This is a genomic window from Nocardioides sp. Soil805 (assembly GCF_001429625.1).
In the GTDB taxonomy this organism is placed as follows: domain Bacteria; phylum Actinomycetota; class Actinomycetes; order Propionibacteriales; family Nocardioidaceae; genus Nocardioides.
This window is the reverse complement of sequence record NZ_LMSU01000002.1, coordinates 338,029-357,987: the sequence shown is the minus strand read 5'-3', so window position 1 is coordinate 357,987 and position 19,959 is coordinate 338,029. Positions and strand designations below refer to the sequence as shown.

General features: G+C 72.0%; 18 protein-coding genes. 10 read left to right on the top strand and 8 right to left on the bottom strand.

Features of this window, described 5'->3' with window-relative positions; translation table 11 throughout:
- The first annotated feature begins 18 nt into the window (after nt 1-18).
- Nucleotides 19-420: a DoxX family protein gene (locus tag ASG94_RS12155; protein WP_056926723.1), complete on the top strand. Its 402-nt coding sequence runs from the start codon at nt 19-21 to the stop codon at nt 418-420.
- 10 nt (nt 421-430) lie between these two features.
- Here ASG94_RS12155 and ASG94_RS12150 read toward each other — a convergent pair whose 3' ends face one another.
- Nucleotides 431-1,267 (bottom strand): CPBP family intramembrane glutamic endopeptidase, encoded by an 837-nt coding sequence (locus tag ASG94_RS12150; protein ID WP_235537253.1) that lies wholly within the window; start codon nt 1,265-1,267, stop codon nt 431-433.
- Nucleotides 1,268-1,444: 177 nt separating this feature from the next.
- Nucleotides 1,445-4,027, bottom strand: a complete 2,583-nt coding sequence (gene clpB, locus ASG94_RS12145) for an ATP-dependent chaperone ClpB (RefSeq protein ID WP_056926722.1) — start codon at nt 4,025-4,027, stop codon at nt 1,445-1,447.
- A 200-nt stretch (nt 4,028-4,227) separates the two neighbouring features.
- Here clpB and ASG94_RS12140 point away from each other — a divergent pair, with 200 nt between their 5' ends.
- Nucleotides 4,228-4,836: a hypothetical protein gene (locus tag ASG94_RS12140; protein WP_056926721.1), complete on the top strand. Its 609-nt coding sequence runs from the start codon at nt 4,228-4,230 to the stop codon at nt 4,834-4,836.
- A 29-nt stretch (nt 4,837-4,865) separates the two neighbouring features.
- Here ASG94_RS12140 and ASG94_RS12135 read toward each other — a convergent pair whose 3' ends face one another.
- Entirely contained in the window at nt 4,866-5,267 is a 402-nt protein-coding gene (locus ASG94_RS12135) for an NUDIX hydrolase (protein WP_056926720.1), read from the bottom strand.
- 82 nt (nt 5,268-5,349) lie between these two features.
- Here ASG94_RS12135 and ASG94_RS12130 point away from each other — a divergent pair, with 82 nt between their 5' ends.
- The 4 genes from ASG94_RS12130 (at nt 5,350) to ASG94_RS12115 (ending at nt 8,938) form a co-directional block, all read left to right on the top strand.
- Complete coding sequence (locus ASG94_RS12130) at nt 5,350-6,432, top strand: hypothetical protein (RefSeq protein ID WP_235537252.1); 1,083 nt, start codon at nt 5,350-5,352, stop codon at nt 6,430-6,432.
- A 207-nt stretch (nt 6,433-6,639) separates the two neighbouring features.
- Nucleotides 6,640-7,428 carry a pentapeptide repeat-containing protein gene (locus ASG94_RS12125; protein ID WP_235537251.1) on the top strand — a complete coding sequence of 263 codons (789 nt, stop codon included), beginning with the start codon at nt 6,640-6,642 and terminating at the stop codon, nt 7,426-7,428.
- A gap of 5 nt (nt 7,429-7,433) precedes the next feature.
- Nucleotides 7,434-7,988 carry a cysteine hydrolase family protein gene (locus ASG94_RS12120; protein WP_056926717.1) on the top strand — a complete coding sequence of 185 codons (555 nt, stop codon included), beginning with the start codon at nt 7,434-7,436 and terminating at the stop codon, nt 7,986-7,988.
- On the top strand, nt 7,985-8,938 hold the full coding sequence (locus ASG94_RS12115) for a PfkB family carbohydrate kinase (RefSeq protein ID WP_056926716.1): 954 nt from the start codon (nt 7,985-7,987) through the stop codon (nt 8,936-8,938). Before ASG94_RS12120 ends, ASG94_RS12115 begins: the two co-directional genes overlap by 4 nt.
- A 257-nt stretch (nt 8,939-9,195) precedes the next feature.
- Here ASG94_RS12115 and ASG94_RS12110 read toward each other — a convergent pair whose 3' ends face one another.
- The 4 genes from ASG94_RS12110 to dnaK are packed head-to-tail and all read right to left on the bottom strand — an operon-like array spanning nt 9,196 to nt 13,419.
- Nucleotides 9,196-9,630 carry a heat shock protein transcriptional repressor HspR gene (locus ASG94_RS12110; RefSeq protein WP_056926715.1) on the bottom strand — a complete coding sequence of 145 codons (435 nt, stop codon included), beginning with the start codon at nt 9,628-9,630 and terminating at the stop codon, nt 9,196-9,198.
- Nucleotide 9,631: 1 nt separating this feature from the next.
- On the bottom strand, nt 9,632-10,819 hold the full coding sequence (gene dnaJ, locus ASG94_RS12105; protein ID WP_056926714.1) for a molecular chaperone DnaJ: 1,188 nt from the start codon (nt 10,817-10,819) through the stop codon (nt 9,632-9,634).
- Between the two features lie 54 nt (nt 10,820-10,873).
- The gene (gene grpE, locus ASG94_RS12100) at nt 10,874-11,557 is read right to left on the bottom strand and encodes a nucleotide exchange factor GrpE (RefSeq protein ID WP_056926713.1); all 684 of its coding nucleotides are present in this window, start codon (nt 11,555-11,557) and stop codon (nt 10,874-10,876) included.
- Nucleotides 11,554-13,419: a molecular chaperone DnaK gene (gene dnaK, locus ASG94_RS12095; RefSeq protein ID WP_056926712.1), complete on the bottom strand. Its 1,866-nt coding sequence runs from the start codon at nt 13,417-13,419 to the stop codon at nt 11,554-11,556. Before dnaK ends, grpE begins: the two co-directional genes overlap by 4 nt.
- 237 nt (nt 13,420-13,656) lie before the next feature.
- On the opposite strand from dnaK, the gene ASG94_RS12090 reads away from it, so the two are divergent.
- Nucleotides 13,657-14,370, top strand: coding sequence for an SGNH/GDSL hydrolase family protein (locus tag ASG94_RS12090; protein ID WP_162260810.1), 714 nt, complete (start codon nt 13,657-13,659; stop codon nt 14,368-14,370).
- A 91-nt stretch (nt 14,371-14,461) separates the two neighbouring features.
- Here ASG94_RS12090 and ASG94_RS12085 read toward each other — a convergent pair whose 3' ends face one another.
- A complete protein-coding gene (locus ASG94_RS12085; RefSeq protein ID WP_056926710.1) occupies nt 14,462-15,241 on the bottom strand; it encodes a GNAT family N-acetyltransferase in 780 nt (259 codons plus the stop codon).
- A gap of 144 nt (nt 15,242-15,385) precedes the next feature.
- Here ASG94_RS12085 and ASG94_RS12080 point away from each other — a divergent pair, with 144 nt between their 5' ends.
- The 3 genes from ASG94_RS12080 (at nt 15,386) to ASG94_RS12070 (ending at nt 19,950) form a co-directional block, all read left to right on the top strand.
- A complete protein-coding gene (locus tag ASG94_RS12080) occupies nt 15,386-17,395 on the top strand; it encodes a M4 family metallopeptidase (protein WP_235537250.1) in 2,010 nt (669 codons plus the stop codon).
- Between the two features lie 83 nt (nt 17,396-17,478).
- On the top strand, nt 17,479-18,927 hold the full coding sequence (locus ASG94_RS12075; protein WP_056926708.1) for a M28 family metallopeptidase: 1,449 nt from the start codon (nt 17,479-17,481) through the stop codon (nt 18,925-18,927).
- Nucleotides 18,928-19,104: 177 nt separating this feature from the next.
- On the top strand, nt 19,105-19,950 hold the full coding sequence (locus tag ASG94_RS12070; protein WP_056926707.1) for an aldo/keto reductase: 846 nt from the start codon (nt 19,105-19,107) through the stop codon (nt 19,948-19,950).
- Nucleotides 19,951-19,959: the final 9 nt, after the last annotated feature.

Here is a 19,959-nt window from a genome sequence, read left to right as displayed (position 1 = left end):
GCCCCTAGGCTCCGAGTCATGACCGCCGCACGCACCGCCGCACGCCTCATCCTCGGCACCGCCATGGTCGGCGCCGGCGTCCTCCACCTCACGACCCAGCGCGAGGAGTTCCAGGCCCAGGTGCCGTCGTGGTTCCCGCTCGACGAGGACCTCACCGTCGTCGCGTCCGGGGCCGTGGAGATCGCGCTCGGAGCGGCGTTCGTGGCGCTGCCGCAGCGCAAGCGCCTGGTCGGCGGCCTGCTGGCGGCGTTCTTCGTGGCGATCTTCCCGGGCAACATCGCGCAGTACGTCGAGGGCGTCGACGCGTTCGGGCTCGACACCGACCGGGCGCGACTCGTCCGACTGTTCTTCCAGCCGGTGCTGGTGCTCTGGGCGCTGTGGGGCGGCGGCTGGCTCGAGCGGCGTCGTACGGACGACTGACCGGGCGGCCCTAGAGGGTCGGCAGCCAACCGACCCGGCCGGCCAGGACGGCGTACCCGACGAACGCGCCGACGTCGAGCAGCGTGTGGGCGACCACGAACGGCATCACCCGGCCCCAGCGACGGAAGAGCCAGCCGAAAAGCAGGCCCATCGCGAGGTTGCCGACGAAGCCGCCGAAGCCCTGGTAGAGGTGGTAGCTGCCGCGCAGCAGCGCCGCCAGACCGATGGCGGCGCTGTCGCCGAAGCCGAGCTGGCGCAGCCGCACCTGCACGAAGCCGAGGACGACGAACTCTTCGAGCACCGCGTTCTCGGCCGCCGCAAGCACGAGGACCGGCACCTGCCACCATGCGCTCGGCAGTGACTGGGCGACGACCGTCAGGTTGGTGCCCAGGGTGAAGGTCGCGACGTAGAACACGACGCCGACCGTGCCGACGCCCAGCGCCAGCCATGCGCCGCGGCCCAGGTCGCCCCACGTCGCCCACCGCCCGCTGCGGGCCCACACGTCACGGACGCGGGTGCTCGAGCGGACCAGGAGGTACGCCGCCAGCGCGACCGGCACGAGGGCGAAGCCGATGCGCAGCAGCTGGTAGGTCAGGTCCAGCCACGGCCGGTCGGGGGCGAGGGAGTTGTTGAGGTTGGCCGCCTGGGAGGAGAGCGGGCCCGGCGCTGTCAGCGCGGACACGATGCTGACGACCGAGTAGACGGCCGAGCGCCCCAGCGACACGAGCAGCACGATCGCCAGCTCGGCCCACAGGAGCGCGCGGGCCAGCTCGGGCACGCCGCCGGGAACCGGGGTGTCCGGCAACCGCCACCACGGGCGGGCACTGGTGGTCGACACGTCACTCACGGGACCCAGCATCGCGCAGCGGCCTGATCGTCGACTGAGGATCGCCGGGGACCGCGCGGCGTCGTACGGCCCTGACGCGTCACTTCGTCGGCGAGTCCGACACCTTGTGACCGTTGCAACGGTCACCCGGTGACAGAGTCCCCGCCTGAGCGGGGACTCTGCCGCAAGGGGTCAGCCTCAGCGCAGGACGAGCCCGTCCTCACCGACGTCGACGGTGACCGAACCCCCGTCGGTGACGTCGCCACCGATGAGGAGGCGGGCCAGCGGGTCGCCGATCGCCGACTGGATGAGCCGGCGCAGCGGCCGGGCGCCGTACGCCGGGTCGTAGCCGGTCTCCGCGAGCCAGGCCCGCGCCGCGTCGGTCACGTGGATGGTGATCCGGCGGACGGCGAGCCGCTTCTCGAGCAGCGTGAGCTGCAGGTCGACGATGTGGGCCAGGTCGTCCTTGGTGAGCGCGTCGAAGAGGACGATCTCGTCGAGCCGGTTGAGGAACTCCGGCTTGAACGACGAGCGCACCACGCCCATCACCGATTCCTTGCGGGCCACCGGGTCCATGGTCGGGTCCACGAGGTACGCCGAGCCGAGGTTGCTCGTGAGGATCAGCAGCGTGTTGCGGAAGTCGACCGTGCGGCCCTGCCCGTCGGTGAGCCGGCCGTCGTCGAGCACCTGCAGCAGGACGTCGAAGACCTCCGGGTGCGCCTTCTCGACCTCGTCGAGCAGCACGACGCTGTAGGGGCGTCGGCGCACCGCCTCGGTGAGCTGGCCGCCCTCGTCGTAGCCGACGTAGCCGGGAGGGGCGCCGACGAGCCGGGAGACCGAGTGCTTCTCGCCGTACTCGCTCATGTCGATGCGCACGATCGCGCGCTCGTCGTCGAAGAGGAAGTCGGCCAGCGACTTGGCCAGCTCGGTCTTGCCGGTGCCGGTCGGGCCCAGGAACAGGAACGAGCCGGTCGGTCGGTTGGGGTCCGCGATGCCGGCGCGCGAGCGGCGTACGGCGTCGCTCACCGCGGTCACCGCGTCGCGCTGGCCGATCAGCCGGGCGCCGATGACCGACTCCATCTCGAGCAGCTTGGCGGTCTCGCCCTGCAGCAGCCGGCCGGTGGGGATGCCGGTCCAGGCCTCCACCACGTCGGCGATCTGCTCGGCGCCGACCTCGTCGCCGACGAGCTTCTCGGTGACGGTCGCCTCGGTCACCTCCGCGTTGGCGATCTGGTCCTCGAGGGCGGGGATCCGGCCGTACTGGATCTCGCTGGCCGCCGCGAGGTCTCCCTCGCGCAGCAGCTTGTCGGCCTCGACCCGCAGCGCGTCGAGCTGGCGACGCAGCTCGCCCTCGCCCTCAAGCGAGGACTTCTCCCGCTCCCAGCGCGCCTCGAGCCCGCGCAGCTCCTCCTCCTTGTCGGCGAGGTCGGCCTTGAGCGCGACGAGCCGCTCGCGCGATGCGTCGTCGGTCTCCTTGTCGAGCGCGAACTCCTCCATCTTGAGCCGGTCGACCTGGCGGCGGAGCTGGTCGATCTCCTCGGGGCTGGACTCGTGCTCCATCCGCAGCCGCGAGCTGGCCTCGTCGATGAGGTCGATCGCCTTGTCGGGCAGCTGGCGCCCGGTGATGTAGCGGTCGGAGAGCGTGGCCGCGGCGACGAGCGCGGCGTCGGTGATGCGGACGCCGTGGTGCGCCTCGTACTTCTCCTGGATGCCGCGCAGGATCTGGATGGTGTCCTCGACGCTCGGCTCGCCGACGAAGACCTGCTGGAAGCGGCGCTCGAGGGCGGGGTCCTTCTCGATCCGCTCGCGGTACTCGTCCAGCGTGGTCGCGCCGATCATGTGCAGCTCGCCGCGGGCCAGCATCGGCTTGAGCATGTTGCCGGCGTCCATCGAGGAGTCGCCGCCGGCGCCCGCGCCGACGACCGTGTGCAGCTCGTCGATGAAGGTGATGACCTGCCCGCCGGCGTCCTTGATCTCCTCGAGGACGGCCTTGAGCCGCTCCTCGAACTCGCCGCGGTACTTCGCGCCCGCGACCATCGCTGCCAGGTCGAGGCTGAGCACCCGGCGGCCCTTGAGGCTGTCCGGCACGTCGCCGTCGACGACGCGCTGGGCGAGCCCCTCGACGACCGCGGTCTTGCCGACGCCGGGCTCGCCGATGAGGACCGGGTTGTTCTTGGTACGCCGGCTGAGCACCTGGATCACCCGGCGGATCTCCGAGTCGCGGCCGATGACGGGATCGAGGCGACCCTCCTCGGCGGAGCGGGTGAGGTCGACGGAGTACTTCTCCAGGGCCTCGTACGACGACTCGGCCTCCGGGCTGGTGACGCGCCGGTTGCCGCGCACGGCCGTGAGGCCCTCGCGCAGCCCGGACTCGGTGAGCCCGGCGTCGGTGAGGAGCTTCTTGGCCGAGCTGTCGACGGTCGCGGTCGCGATGAGCAGGTGCTCGGTCGCGACGTAGTCGTCCTTCATGCCGGAGGCGAGGTCGAGCGCGCTGGCGAGCACCCGGGTGAGCGAGGCGCTCGCGGCGGGCTGCTGGACCGTGGAGCCGCTGGCCCGCGGCAGGGACTGCATCGCCTGCTCGGCCTGGGCCGTGAGGGTGGCGGCGTCGACCCCGGCCTTGCCGACGAGGTTGCGCGCCGTGCCGTCCTCCTGGCGCAGCAGGGCGACCAGCAGGTGGATGGGCTCGGTCTGGGTGTTGCCCGCCGTGGTCGCGGCGAGCTGTGCAGCCTCGATGACCTCGCGGCTGCGGGTGGTGAACTTCTCGGCGCCGAACTGGCTCAACTGCGGATCTCCCTCGTGGTCGTACGTGCATCCGGTGGTGCGTGGGACCACTGTGGTCCCACCGTTCTCAACGCGCCAGAAGTTGAGTCGATTCCCCTCAACTTTGCCGAAGTTGGCCCCTTCGTGCGATACCCGCGCGGGAGCGCCCGGCGTAGCGTCGCAGGTCAGGGCGGTCGCAGGTCGGGACACAGGAGGTCGACATGTTCGTGCAGGTGTTCCAGGGGCCGGTGCAGGACGGTGCCGACGTCGTCGGCCTCATGGACGAGTGGGTGCGCGACCTGGCTCCGGGGGCCGAGGGCTGGCTCGGCAGCACGGGGGGCGTGACCGACGACGGGATGCTCGTGGCGCTGGCCCGCTTCGAGTCCGAGGAGGCCGCGCGGCGCAACAGCGACCGTCCCGAGCAAGGAGCCTGGTGGGAGCGGATGGCCGCGACGTTCACGGCCGAGCCGGCGTTCCACGACAGCACCGCCGTGGACGCCGACACGTACGGCGACCCCGACCGGGCGGGCTTCGTGCAGGTGATGCAGGGCCGGACCAGCGATCCCGACCGGAGCCGCGAGCTCATGGCCGCCGACCCGACCGACTGGCAGGCGTTCCGACCGGACATCCTCGGCACCCTCTCGGCCTACCACGGGGACGGCGAGTGGACCATGGTCATCTGGTTCCGGTCGGAGGCCGAGGCGCGTGCCGCGGAGCAGCAGGAGCCCCCGGCCGAGCTGAAGGCCCTGATGGACGAGATGGAGTCCCTCACCGTCGGCGAGCGGAGCTTCTTCGACCTGCGGCAGCCCCGGATGGACACGCCGGGCTGACCCGGCGACCGTGGCTCGCCGCCCCGGTCTCACACCCGTCGCAGCCGGGGCAGCACGTGGTCGACGAGCAGCGGCGCGAGGTCGTCGTGGACGCCACCCGCGGCGTCCAGGTCGACCCACCTGAGCTCTGCGATCTCCCCCGCCGGAGCGGGCTCCGCCCCCTCCGGCAGCGACGCGGCGTACACGGTGGACTCGACGAGGTGTCCCGGCTCGTTGGCGGCGTCGGCGGTGAACCGGCCCAGCAGCGTCAGGTCGTCGACCTCGAGCCCGACCTCCTCGCACACCTCGCGCACCGCCGCGGCGTACGCGCTCTCCCCCGGCTCCAGCTTGCCGCCCGGCAGCATGAAGCGGCAGGTGCCGCGCTTGCGGACGGTGAGCACGCGGCCGTCGCGCACGAAGGCGACCGCGGCGACGACGAAGGTGCCGGTCATGGCGCCAGTCTGCCGGTGACGCCGACCAGACCGGTGCCCGGTTCGGGTGACACGGCCGACGCGGGGCGCCATGCTCGTCCGCATGGTCTGGCTGTTCGTGGTCGTGGTCGGGGTGCGGTTCCTGCTGCCGCTGCTCATCCCGCTCTACCCGCTGCCGGCGATCGTGGCGTGCCTGGTGGTGGACGCGGTCGACCAGACGGTGTTCCAGGCGTTCGGCTACGACCCTCCCGGCTACCAGGGCTACGACAAGGCCATGGACGTCTACTACCTGGCGATCGCCTACCTGTCGACGCTGCGCAACTGGGTCTCCCCGGGCGCCTTCCAGGTCAGCCAGTTCCTCTACTTCTACCGACTGGTGGGGGTGGTGGCCTTCGAGCTGCTCCAGTCCCGGGTGCTGCTGCTGATCTTCCCCAACACCTTCGAGTACTTCTTCATCGCCTACGAGGCCGTGCGCTCGCGGTGGGACCCGGTCCGGTTCGTACGCCGCTGGTGGATCGTGGTGGCCGGCCTCATCTGGGTGTTCGTCAAGCTCCCCCAGGAGTACTGGATCCACGTCGCCCAGCTCGACGTGACCGACACGCTGGCCGAGTACGACTGGGCCTGGCCCTTGCTCATCGGGCTCCTCACGGTGCTGGCGGCGGTGCTGTGGTTCGTCGTCCGCCCGCGCCTGCCCGAGCCCGACTGGCCGCTGCGGATCACTCCCGACCCCCTGCCGGCGGAGATGGACACGGCCGCCGAGCGGGCGGCGTGGCGGGCCGACACCGCACGGGTGCGCTCCGAGGTCACGATCGAGAAGGTCGTGCTCGTAGGGCTGCTCTCGGTGATCTTCGCCCAGACCGTGCCCGGCGTCCGGGCGTCCAACCTCGAGCTCCTCGTCGGCATCTCCGTGCTGGTCGTGCTCAACGCCGCCGTCGTGCTGGCCGCGGCGCGGCGCGGACGCAGCACCGAGTCCCTCCTGGTGGCCTTCGGCGTGCGCATCGCCCTCAACGTCGGGCTGGTGCTCGTCGCCCGGGTGCTCCTCGGCCCCCGCGACATCGACGAGGGCGCGGCCTTCTTCTTCGTGCTGCTCCTCAGCCTGCTGACCACGCTGCACGACGCCTGGCAGCCGGTGCACGCCTACCGGGCGCGCCACGAGGTCCGGACCACCCCTCCCCGATTGGGGTAATTCCGTGACGGGATCCGCCCGCTCCCCTCGACACCCCTCCCGCGCCGGTGCCACGGTCGGCGACATGAAGTGGCTCGGGAATCACATCACCGACAACCGGTACGTCGGCGCCGCCTTCGCCGTGCTCATCGTCGTCAACGCCTACGCGATCGCGGGCGGCTACTACCGCTGACCGCGGGTCCGCGGCGACCCGCCATGATGGGCCGGGTGACCCTCCCCGTCCTGCGCGCGGACTGCTCGAGCTGCTTCGGGCTGTGCTGCGTCCTGATGCCGTTCTCGCGCGAGGCGGGCTTCGGCACGACCAAGCCCAGCGGCACTCCCTGCCACCACCTCGGTGACGACGACAGGTGCGGCATCCACGCCACGCTGCGCGAGGACGGCTGGCCCGGATGCACGGTCTTCGACTGCTTCGGCGCCGGCCAGCAGGTCTCGCAGGTGACGTACGGCGGTGTGTCCTGGCGCGAGCAGGACAACCTCGGCGAGATGGCCGCGGTGCTCTCCGTCATGCGTCAGCTCCACGAGATGCTCGCGCACCTCACCGAGGCCGAGGAGCGCGTGGCCGGCGTGACGGGCGACCTCCTCGACCGGCTCGCCGTACAGGTCGCGGGGACTCCGGAGGAGCTGCTCGCCCTCGACGTCGACACCCTGCGCGTCGAGGTGGGTGACGTGCTGGCTCGCGCCAGCGCACGGGCGCGGGCCCGGTGGGCCGGCCGGATCGACCTGGCCCACGACGACCTCGCCGGCACCGACCTGCGCGGCACCGACCTGCGCGGCGCGGCCCTGCGCGGAGCGCTGCTCATCGCCGCCGACCTGCGCGGTGCCGACCTCAGCGAGGCCGACCTGCTGGGCGCGGACGTCCGCGACACCGACGTCCGCGACGCGACGCTGGCCGGCGCGCTCTTCCTGACCCAGCCCCAGCTCAACGCGATGCGCGGCAACGCCGCCACGCGGCTGCCCGGCGGTCTCGACCGTCCCGGCCACTGGCTGTCAGAGTGACGCGCATGGCTCGTGACCCCTGGCTGCTGGTGATCGACCCGCAGCACATCTTCGCCTCGCCCGACAGCCCGTGGGGCTCGCCGATGTTCGCCGGGATCCTGGACCCCGTGCACCGGCTGGCCGAGCGGTACGCCGGGCGCACGGTGCTGACCCGCTGGGTGGCGCCGGACCCCGCGCGGGGCAGCTGGGGGCCCTACCTCGAGGCCTGGCCGTTCGCGCGCGTCCCCGCCGAGGACCGCCTCTACGACCTCGTCGACGAGGTCCGCGACATCGACGCCCCGGTGGTGACGGCGACGACCTTCGGCAAGTGGGGGGCCGACCTGGCGGCGATCACCGGCCCGACGCCGCACCTCGTCGTCGCCGGCGTGTCCACCGACTGCTGCGTCGTCTCCACCGCGCTGGCCGCCGCCGACGCGGGCGCCACCCTCACCGTGGTCACCGACGCCTGCGCCGGGTCGACCCCGGACAACCACCAGGCCGCGCTGGACGTGATGGCGCTCTACCCGCCGCAGATCACCCTCGCCACGACGGCGGAGGTCCTGGCGGGGGTGCTCGGGTGAGCCGGGTGATCCACACCGGCCAGGCGCTCGTCGACGTGGTGGTGGAGGTGCCGTCGCTGCCGCGACGCGGACAGAACGTGATGGCCGCCTCCAGCACGAGGTACGCCGGGGGCGCGGTCAACGTGCTCGTCGCCGCGGCCCGCTTCGGGGCGGCGTGCGTGCACGCCGGAGCGCACGGCACCGGCCCCAACGGCGACCTGGTCCGCGCCTCGCTGGCCGCCGAGCACGTCGAGGTCTCCGCCCCGGCGATCACCGCCCGGGACACGGCCACCTGCCTGGTGCTGGTCGAGCCGTCGGCCGAGCGGACCTTCGTGACGACCCAGGGCGCCGAGCGCGACATCAGCGTGGAGTCGCTCGCCACCTCCGCCCCCGTCGCCGGCGACCTCGTGTGCGTCACCGGCTACTCGCTCGTGCTCGCGGAGACGCGGGACCCGCTGCTCGCCTGGCTGCCGACCCTCGACGCGGGCGTGGTCGTCGTGCTCGACCCGGGGGCGGCGTTCGCCCACCTCCCCGCCGAGGTCCGCGACCCGATGCTGGCGCACACCGACGTCTGGTCGGGCAACGCCGAGGAGGCCGCCGACCTGCTCGCCGCCCTGGGACGACCCCTGGAGGACGGCGCCGACTCGATGTCCGCCCCGGCCCACGCGCTGGCCCCGCTGCTGCGCGGCGACGCGGTCACCATCGTGCGCGACGGTCCGGCCGGGTGTGCGGTGACGCTGCGGGGGGAGACGACACTGCTGCCCGGCTTCCCGCAGAAGGCCGTCGACACCAACGGCGCCGGCGACACCCACACCGGCGCGCTCGTCGCCGACGTCGCGGCCGGCCACGGCTGGGTGGACGCCTGCCGGCGGGCCAACGCCGCCGCGGCGATCAAGGTGACCCGGCGCGGCCCCGCGACGGCGCCGACCGCGGCCGAGGTGGAGCAGTTCCTGGCCGAGCGCGAGCGCTAGGCGCGCTGCGCGCAGCCACACTGGCGGCGTACAGCAGCTCGCAGGCCACCTCCACCGTCGTCCGCGGCCACTCTGCGTGGCCGCCGAGGCGATGTGTCGCCACCGGGAGGTGTGGGGAACGAAAGGCGGCTCCCCACGGCGTCGTACGCCGATCTCGTTCCCCGCACGCGCGGCCGGGGAACGAAGCGGGCTCGTACGTCGCGGGGCGGGCCGACCTCGTTCCCCACCCGCCGGCCGCCGGGCTGCTGACGAGCAGGTCAGCGGGGGCGGCGCCAGACCATGAGGGACTGGCCCGGGTCCGGGCCCCGGAGCACGGGCAGCTTGTTGGGCGACGAGCCGCGGGCCGCGGCGAGCGCCTGGCCCAGCGCCTCGCGGGTGGCGGCCAGCTCGGCGACCAGCTCGTCGTTGCGCGCCCGCAGGGCGTTGACCTGGTTGTCGAGCTCGAGGATGCGGCGTACACCCTCCAGGCCGATGCCGGCACTGGTGAGGTCGGCGATCTCGCGCAGCAGCTCGAGGTCGCGGTGGGAGTAGCGGCGACCGCCGCCGGGCGTGCGTCCGGGGGCGATCAGCCCCATCCGCTCGTAGGCCCGCAGCGTCTGCGGGTGCAGCCCGGTGAGCTCGGCGGCCACGCTGATGACGTAGACCGCCATGTCGGGTGACGGGCTGCCGAACGGTCCCCTCGCCGTGGTCATGTCAGCGCGCCTCGAACAGGTTCGTGCGCAGCGGAGTAGAGCCGGCCGTGGCCGTCCGGTAGGCCTCGAGCGCCTCCCGCGCCGCGGTGTCCAAGGTGGCGGGCACGTGCACCTCGACGGTGGCGAGCAGGTCGCCCTTCGAGCCGTCGGCCCGGGTCGCGCCCTTGCCGCGCACCCGGAAGGTGCGTCCGTTGGGCGTGCCGGCCGGCAGCTTGAGCGTGACCGGGGCGCCGCCGAGGGTGGGGACCTTGATGTCCGCCCCGAGCGCGGCCTCGTCGAACGAGACCGGCACCTCGATCGTCAGGTTGTCCCCCTTGCGGCCGAAGACGCGGTGCGGGGACACCTTGACGGCGACGAACAGGTCGCCGGCCGGGCCGCCGCTGTCGCCGGGGGCTCCCTTGCCCTTGAGCCGGATCCGCTGGCCGTCCTTGACGCCGGCGGGGATCCGCGCCGAGATCGTGCGCGCCGAGGTGCCGTGGCCGGAGCCGTGGCACGTCGGGCACGCCTCGTCGTAGACGAGCTGACGACCGCCGCAGGCAGGGCAGGTCTCGTTCATCGAGAAGCCGCCGCCCGCGCTGGCCACGACGAAGCCGGCGCCCTCGCACTCGGGGCAGATGTGCGGGCGGGTGCCGGGCTTGCCGCCCGTGCCCTGACAGGTCGAGCAGGCGGCGTCGGAGGTCAGCCGCAGCGAGATCGTGACGCCCTCCAGGGCGTCGACGAACCCGATCGTGGCCGACGTCTCGATGTCGGTGCCCCGCCGCGGCCGCGGCTGGCGCGTCCGCGCCCCGCCGCCGCCGAAGATGTCGCCGAACATGTCGCCGAGACCGCCGGACCCGCCGCCGGCGCGGTCGCGGAGCAGGTCGTTGATGTCGAACCCGCCCCCGCCGAAACCGCCCGGCTGGCCGGCGCCGCCCCCGAAGCCGCCGAAGCCGCCGCTGGACTGCAACCGGCGGAACTCGTCGTACTTGGTGCGCTTGTCGGGGTCACCGACGACGTCGTAGGCCTCGGCGACCGCCTTGAACCGGTCGTGCTTGGCGGTGTCACCGGGGTTGGAGTCGGGGTGGTTGGCCCGGGCGAGCTTGCGGTAGGCCTTCTTGACGTCGTCCGCGGACGCGTCCTTGGCCACGCCCAGCACGGCGTAGAAGTCCTTGGTCGCCCAGTCGTTGCGGAAACCGTCGTTGTCAGCCATGCCATCCCCTCCTCTCGCGCCTCGTGTCGTGCATCGTGCCGTGCCGGGGCTGGGTCACGCGGTCGGCGCGGCCGGGTCGACCACCAGGACCTGCGCGGCCCGGACCACCCGGTCGCCGATCGTGTAGCCGCCCTTGGCGACGTGCTTGACCGTGGTGACGCTGACCTCCGCGTCCTCGCCGAGGTGGCTGAGCGCCTCGTGCCGCGTCGGGTCGAACGCGTCGCCCGGCGCGCCGAAGCGGACCAGGCCGGACGAGGCCACGGCGCGCTCGAGCTGGTCGGCCACGGCCTTGAAGCCGCCGTCCAGCTCGCCGTGCTCACGCGCCCGGTCGATGGTGTCGAGCACCTCGATGACCGGGGCCAGGGCCTTGTACGCCGCGTTGTCGGCCACCAGCTGACGGTCCCGGTCGACCCGCTTGCGGTAGTTGGCGTACTCCGCCGAGAGCCGCTGCAGGTCGTGGGTGAGGTCGGCCAGCGACCCCTTCATCGCGGTCAGCTCGTCGACCTCGGTGTCCGTGTCGTTGTCGACGTCGGCGTCGGTCGGCTGGTCGGCGTCGGGCTGCTCATCGGTCGACGCGGCCGAGGAGTCGCCGCCCGGCGTGCCCGCCGGCTCCGTGGTGTCGGAGCCGGGGGTGCCGGCCGAGGCCGAGGCGGCGCCCTGGGGCGTCACCTCGACCTCGGTCTCGTTGGCCATCTCGCCCGCCGCGTCCCTGAAGGACTCGTCGTGGGAAGAGGTCACTTGCTCTCACCCTCGGCGTCGGTGCCCTCGGTGGGCTCGTCGACGATCTCGGCGTCGACGACGTCGTCGTCGGACTCGCCGGTCGCCTCGGAGGTGCCACCGGCAGCCGCCTGGTCGGCGTCCGCGGCGGCGTACATCGCGGCACCCATCTTCTGGCTGGACTCGCCGAGCTTGGAGACCCCGGCGGTCAGCTCCTCGGGAGTCGCGTCCTCCTTGGCGAGCGTCTCCTTGAGCGCCTCGACGTCGGCCTTGACCTCGGTCTTGACGTCCTCGGGGAGCTTCTCGTCGTTGTCGGCGAGGAACTTCTCGGTGGTGTAGACGAGCGAGTCGGCCTGGTTGCGGACCTCGATGGCCTCGCGACGCTTGGCGTCCTCCTCGGCGTACTGCTCGGCCTCCTTGACCATCCGGGCGACCTCGTCCTTGGACAGCGCGGAGCCGCCGGAGATCGTCATCGACTGCTCGCGACCGGACGCCTGGTCCTTCGCGGAGACGTGCACGATGCCGTTGGCGTCGATGTCGAAGGTGACCTCGATCTTCGGGATGCCGCGCGGTGCCGGCGGCAGCCCGGTGAGCTCGAAGTTGCCGAGGGGCTGGTTCTCGCCCCACATGGGGCGCTCGCCCTGAGCGACCTTGATCTCGACGGACGGCTGGTTGTCGTCGGCCGTCGTGAAGATCTCGCTGCGCTTGGTCGGGATCGTCGTGTTGCGCTCGATGAGGGTGGTCATGACGCCGCCCTTGGTCTCGATGCCCAGCGACAGCGGGGTGACGTCGAGGAGCAGCACGTCCTTGACCTCGCCCTTGAGGACGCCGGCCTGGAGCGCGGCGCCGATGGCGACGACCTCGTCGGGGTTGACGCCCTTGTTGGGCTGCTTGCCGCCGAGGAGCTCGGTGACCAGGTCGCTGACGGCGGGCATCCGGGTGGAGCCGCCGACGAGCACGACGTGGTCGATCTTGCTGACCTCGACGCCGCCGTCCTTGAGGACGCTCTGGAACGGCGCCTTGGTGCGGGCGAGCAGGTCGGCCGTCATCTTCTGGAACTCGGCGCGGGTGAGCTTCTCCTCGAAGTGGAGCGGGCCGCCCTCGCCGTGGGTGATGTAGGGAAGGTGGATCGTCGTCTCGGAGCTGGACGACAGCTCGATCTTCGCCTTCTCCGCGGCCTCCTGGAGGCGCTGCTTGGCGATCTTGTCCGCGGCCAGGTCGACGCCGTTGGCGTTCTTGAACTTGGTGACCATCCAGCCGACGATCGCGTTGTCCCAGTCGTCGCCACCGAGGTGGTTGTCACCGGAGGTCGCCTTGACCTCGACGACGCCCTCCCCGATCTCGAGCAGGGACACGTCGAACGTGCCGCCACCGAGGTCGAAGACGAGGATCGTCTGGTCGTCGCCCTTGTCGAGGCCGTAGGCCAGCGCGGCCGCGGTCGGCTCGTTGACGATGCGGCTCACGTTGAGCCCCGCGATCTCGCCGGCCTCCTTGGTGGCCTGGCGCTGGGCGTCGGAGAAGTAGGCCGGGACGGTGATGACCGCGTCGGTCACCGGCTCGCCGAGGTAGGCCTCGGCGTCGCGCTTGAGCTTCTGCAGCACGAAGGCGCTGATCTGCTGCGGGGTGAAGGCCTTGTCGTCGATGTCGACCTTCCAGTCCTCGCCCATGTGGCGCTTGACGGACCGGATGGTGCGATCGACGTTGGTGACGGCCTGGCGCTTGGCGACCTCGCCGACCAGGACCTCACCGGACTTGGCGAACGCGACCACCGACGGGGTGGTGCGGGCGCCCTCTGCGTTGGCGATGACGGTGGGTTCGCCACCTTCGAGTACGGCGACCACGCTGTTCGTCGTACCAAGGTCGATGCCGACGGCACGTGCCATGGGGTGTTACCTCCGCTGGGATAGCTGAATGGGATAGCTGGATGTCTCGGTGAGGTCATTGTGCCGACCTGCGGCGAGTCTGACAAACAAGTTGAGTCGGATCAACTCAAGTTCGTTCATGGGTCACAACGCACTCCTCGAGCGGGATGTTCCCGCGGTCACGGACGGGTCACCAGAAGACGTCAATTCGGTGCAATCGCCTGCGCCCGAGGTGGTCCAGACCGGATGATGTGCCCCGTGATCACGAGGGTGGACCTGCGCTACGCCGTACCCGCGCTGCTGCTCGTCCTCCTGACCGCCGCTGCACTGACGGTCCAGCTCGTCGAGCGGGCCGGTGCCGGGACGTCGTACTGCGCGCGGCACACCCTGCAGTCCGCCGAGCGCGCCGACCTGGTGAGCGGCTCCGGCCGACCCGTGACGGTCATCGGCGACTCCTGGTCCGTGGGCCTGGGCCTCGACGAGCTCTCCGGGTCGTGGCCCACGCGGCTGCCCGGTCGGGTCAGCGTCGCCGGCTTCTCGGGATCGGGCTTCAGCCGCACCGCCAGCCCGTGCGGCGACCAGTCCTTCGGCACCCGGGCCCTCGGTCTCGACAGGGGCGACCGGGTGGACGTCGAGGCATCCCGGGGCCTGGTCGTGGTCGAGGGCGGGCTCAACGACTACGACCGCAGCACCACCGCGATCACCCTCGGCTTCGCACGGCTCGTGCAGGCCCTCGAGGGGCGTCGGGTCGTGATCGTGGGGCCGGCCACGGCACCGTCGCGTGCCGCCGCCGTACCCCGTGTCGACCGGCTGCTCGCCCGTCTCGCCGCCGCCGCCGGCGTGCCGTACGTCGCGACGAGCGACCTGCGCCTGCCCTACCTGCCCGACCGGCTGCACCTCACGCCCGAGGGCCACGCGATGTTCGGCGACGCGGTCGCCGCACGGCTGGCCGCCCTGGGCCTGCTCGGCTGAGCCGCCCCTCTGGGTAGTCCGCGACGATCGGACCCCGGATCCGGCGTCAGGAGGGTCCCTTCGTCGGGGACCATCCCGGTGGGGGCGTGCGTCAGCGGGTCCAGACGTACGGCGTCGTGGTGGTGACCGGCAGCAACCCGGAGCGCTGGAGGATCGGCCTGGACATCTCGGTGCAGTCGGAGTGCAGGTAGCGCACCCCGCGCTCGACCGCCGAGCGGGCGCGCGCCGCCACCAGGGCCCGGTAGATCCCGCGGCCGCGGTGCTCGGGCGCCGTGCCGCCGCCCCAGATCCCGGCGAACTCGGTGCCGGGCACGACCTGCAGCCGCCCGGCGCACACGACCGACCCGTCCACCTCGGCCAGCCACATCTCGGAGTCGCCCGTCTCCAGCGCCGCGAGCGAGGACTCCACCGACGGTCCGCGACCGCGCCCGAAGACGGACTCCTGCAGGGCGAGCACCGCCTCGACGTCGCCGCGCAGGTCGCCCGTCTGGCCGACGCGGCGCACCACGACGCCGAGCACCTCGACCGGCACGGCGAGCGCGGAGGCCTCACCGATCATCACCGTCTCGGCCGGCTCGGCGACCAGGCCGTGCGCGACCAGCCGGCCGCCGAGGTCGGCGGGCCAGTCGTGACCGCGGGTCTTCCACTCGAAGGTCGCCACGTCGGTGCGGTCGCGGAAGTGCACGATCGCCCCCGAGACGAGGGTGTCGACGTCGTGGCCTTCGAGTGTCCGGTAGGTCACGAAGCCGCCGTGCTCGAACGTCGCCAGCATCAGCGGGCCGAGCTCGACGACCTCGTCGGCACGACCCACCTCGCCCTCGCGTCGCAGCTGCTCGTCGTAGGCCTCGAGGAGGTCGTGGGTGCTCGTCATTGCTACATCTTCACGCATTGCACAGACCTGCAACACGGAACTCATTGCCGCCGGAGGTCCGGATCGCAACTCTGTGCACGTGCCCGTCACCCCCACGGGCCTCCAGCGGCCGGATCAGGCCGCCCAGCCGAAAGGTTCGATCGCGTGAAGCGAACTCTTGTCGCGGGTCTCGGGACGATGGCCATCGCCGCCGTCCTGACCTCCGCACCCGTCACCACCGCCAGCTCTGCAGCCCCGCAGCAGGCGGCCTCCCAGAACGACAGCGCCCGGCTCGCCCAGGACGGCTCACGGTCGTGGATCGACCGCCACCCCGGCAAGGTCAAGGAGGCCCGCGGCGACGCCTTCGTCCGCACCGGCACCCTGACCGGCGGGAACGACACCCTCGCGGTCGCCTACGAGCGCACCCACGAGGGCCTGCCCGTCGTCGGCGGCGACTTCGTCGTCCTCACCGACGCCTCCGGCACCGTGCTCTCCACCTCCGTGGCCCAGGACCGCCCCGTCGACCTGACCACCACCACCCCCACCGTCGGCAAGGAGCGCGCCGTCGAGGCCGCCCGCGGCCGGGTCGCCCAGGTCTCCGACGTGGCCGAGCCCCGCCTGGTGGTCTGGCAGCGCGACCGCACCGCGCTCGCGTGGGAGACGCAGGTGCGCGGCACCGACGCGAAGGGCGAGCCCTCCTGGCAGTTCGTGTACGTCGACGCGACCGACGGCTCTGTCCTCGAGAGCCGCGAGCAGATCGCCCACGGCTCGGGCACCGCGGCGTACTCCGGCCCCAACCCGCTCTCCATCGCGACCAGCGGCTCGGGGACCAGCTGGAACATGACCGACCCGAGCGCCACGACCCTCAAGTGCCAGGACGCGGCGACCAACGCGACCTTCAGCGGCACCGACGACGCGTGGGGCAACGGCAACGCCACCAACAAGGAGACCGGCTGCGTCGACGCGCTGTACGGCGCCCAGCAGATGAAGGGAATGATGTCGTCGTGGCTCGGCCGCAACGGCATGACCGGCTCCGGCGGCTGGGTCCCGATCCGGGTCGGCCTCAACGACATCAACGCCTACTACGACGGCACCCAGGTCCAGATCGGGCACAACCAGTCCAACCAGTGGATCGGCTCGCTCGACGTGGTGGCCCACGAGTTCGGCCACGGTGTGGACGACAAGACCCCCGGCGGCATCTCGCAGGCGGGCACCCAGGAGTTCGTCGGTGACGTCTTCGGCGTGCTGACCGAGTACTACGACAACCAGTCCGCGTCGTACGACGGTCCCGACTGGACCGTGGGCGAGGAGATCAACCTCGTCGGCCAGGGCCCCATCCGCAACATGGCCGACCCGGGTGCCGTGGGCGACCCCGTCTGCTACACCAGCTCGATCCCCGGCACCGAGGTGCACGCAGCGGCCGGTCCGGGCAACCACTTCTTCTACCTGCTCTCCCAGGGTGGCGTCTCCAAGTGCGACGGCACCTCGGTCACCGGCGTCGGCATCCAGAACGCCGGCAAGATCATGTACAACGCGATGCTGATGAAGACGTCCTCGTCGTCGTACCTGAAGTACCGCACCTGGACGCTCACCGCGGCCAAGAACCTCGACAGCACCTGCGCCCAGTTCAACGCCGTCAAGGCGGCGTGGGACGCGGTCAACGTGCCCGCGCAGACCGGTGACCCGACCTGTGGGGGCACCACGCCCCCGCCCACCGGCGGCAACCTGCTGGCCAACCCGGGCTTCGAGTCCGGTGCGGCGTCGTGGGCCGGCAACACCGGCATCATCACCACCAACACCGGCCGCCCGGCCCGCACCGGCTCCTACAAGGCGTGGTTCGGCGGCAACGCCACGACCTCGACCGAGACCCTCACCCAGGCGGTGACGGTCCCCTCGACCGCGACCGCGGCCAACCTGTCCTACTGGATCCGCACGGACACGGCCGAGACCGGCTCGACCGCCTACGACACCTTCAAGGTCCAGGTCGTCGTCGACGGGGTGACCACCACGCTGCGCACCTTCAGCAACGTGGGCACCAACGCGACGTACACGCAGTACTCGCACAGCCTGCTCGCCTACAAGGGCAAGTCGGTGACGGTGAAGTTCCTGATGAACGAGGACTCGTCGCTGCAGACGAGCTTCGTCCTGGACGACACGGCCGTCGCGGTCAGCTGACACGACCGACCATCCCCCCTGCGCCCCGGCGTGGCCTCGGCCGCGTCGGGGCGCAGCACGTCCCGACCCCTCTCGGAGGACCCATGCCCCGCATCATCCTCGCGCCCGTCGCCGCGCTCGCCGCCCTGGCCGCCGGCCTGCTCGTCCCCGGCGGCAGCCAGGCCGCCCCGGCCCCCGCCGCCCCGGTCACGACGGCCTCGGCCCTGGCCGCCCCCGACATCTCGGTGACCAACACCCAGGCCCACCTGGCCCAGCTGCAGGCGATCGCCGACGCCAACGGCGGCAACCGCGCCACCGGCCGGCCGGGCTACCTCGCCTCGGTCAACTGGGTCCGCGGCACGCTCGACGCGGCCGGCTGGACGACGACCGTGCAGCAGTTCTCCACCTCGTCCGGGACGTCGTACAACCTCGTCGCCGACTGGCCCGGCGGCGACCCCGAGCACGTCGTGATGCTCGGCGGGCACCTCGACTCGGTGTCGTCGGGTCCGGGCATCAACGACAACGGCACCGGCTCGGCCGGGCTGCTGGAGAACGCCCTCGCCTTCGCGGCCAGCGGCACCGTGCCGAAGAACCACGTGCGCCTCGGCTTCTGGGGCGCGGAGGAGCAGGGGCTGCTCGGCTCGAAGCACTACATGGCCACGCTGCCGACGGCCGACAAGGACCGCATCGAGCTCTACCTCAACTTCGACATGATCGGCTCGCCCAACCCCGGCTACTTCGTGTACGACGACAACCCGGCGGGCGACGCGGCGCGCGACGACCTCACGGCGTACTTCACCTCGCGGGGCATCCCGTGGGAGTACATCGACGTGCAGGGGCGCTCGGACCACGCGGCCTTCCGCAGCTACGGCATCCCGACCTCGGGCACGTTCACCGGCGCCGAGACGACGATGACCTCCGCGCAGGCGTCGAAGTGGGGCGGACAGGCCGGGCGGGCGTTCGACCCGTGCTACCACGCCTCCTGCGACACCACGGCCAACGTCGACACCACTGCGCTGGACCGCAACATCGACGCGATCGCGCACATGCTCTGGTCGTACGCCGCCAAGGACTACGGCCCGTCGCTCCCGCCGGCCGGCAACCTGCTCGCCAACCCGGGCTTCGAGTCGGGCGCGACGGGCTGGGGCGGCAGCACCGGCGTCATCACCTCGTCCACCTCGCGCCCGGCCCACGGCGGCTTCTGGAAGGCGTGGCTCGGAGGCAACGGCCGGACCTCGACCGAGACGCTCACCCAGCAGGTGACGATCCCGGCCACCGCGACGTCCGCCTCGCTGTCCTACTGGGTCCGCACCGACACCGCGGAGACGGGCTCCACGGCCTACGACCGCCTCAAGGTCAACGTCGTCGACGGGGCCACCACGACGACGCTCAAGACCTTCAGCAACGCCGGCGCCACCGCGACCTGGGGGCAGTCGACCCACAGCCTGCTCGCCTACCGCGGGAGGACCGTCACGGTCTCGTTCGTGATGACCGAGGACGCGTCGCTGCAGACGAGCTTCGTCGTCGACGACACGGCGGTCACGGTCGGCTGACGCAGACACGCGGACATTGGTCCCGCCACTGCCCCGGCCCACGCCGGGGCAGTGGCGCGTCCGGGGACTTCTGTCCGCGTGTCCATGCAGCGCGGAGCAGGTCGAGCGGGAGCACGCCGCCCACCCCAGGGACGGGTGCGACGGAATATCGGGCGCCCGTTCCGTGTAGGGCCTCGTATGACTGTTCCTGACATCCTGCTCCACGACGGCACGTCCATCCCCCAGCTCGGCTTCGGCGTCTTCCAGGTCCCGCCGGAGGAGACCGCGGCCACGGTCGCCCAGGCCTTCGAGGCTGGCTACCGCCACATCGACACCGCGCAGATGTACGAGAACGAGGCGGGCGTCGGGGCCGCGATCAAGGACTCCGGCCTGGCGCGCGACGACCTGTACATCACCACCAAGCTCAACAACGGCTTCCACCGTCCCGACGACGCGCGCCGCGCGATCGACGAGTCCCTCGAGCGCCTCGGCCTCGAGCAGACCGACCTGTTCCTCATCCACTGGCCGCTGCCCACGCAGTACGACGGCGACTTCGTCTCGACGTGGCAGGCGCTCATCGAGGCCCAGCAGGCCGGGAAGACGCGCTCCATCGGCGTCTCCAACTTCCAGCCCGCCCACCTCGACCGCATCGTCACCGAGACCGGCGTCGTGCCGGTCGTCAACCAGGTCGAGGTGCACCCGTTCTTCGCCAACGAGGACGTCCGGGCCGCCAACGCCCGCCACGGCGTGCTCACCGAGGCGTGGTCCCCGATCGCCCAGGGCAAGGTCAACGACGACGACACCATCGGCGAGATCGCCTCGCTCGTCGGGCGTACGCCGGCCCAGGTCACCCTCCGCTGGCACGTGCAGCGCGGCGACATCATCTTCCCCAAGTCGATGAAGGCCGAGCGGATGCGCGAGAACTTCGAGATCTTCGACTTCGAGCTCACCCCCGAGCAGGTCAGCGCGCTCGACGAGCTCGACCGGGGCGAGGCCGGGCGGATGGGGCCCAACCCGGACACGTTCGACTACATCCCGGGCTGACCCCCGGAG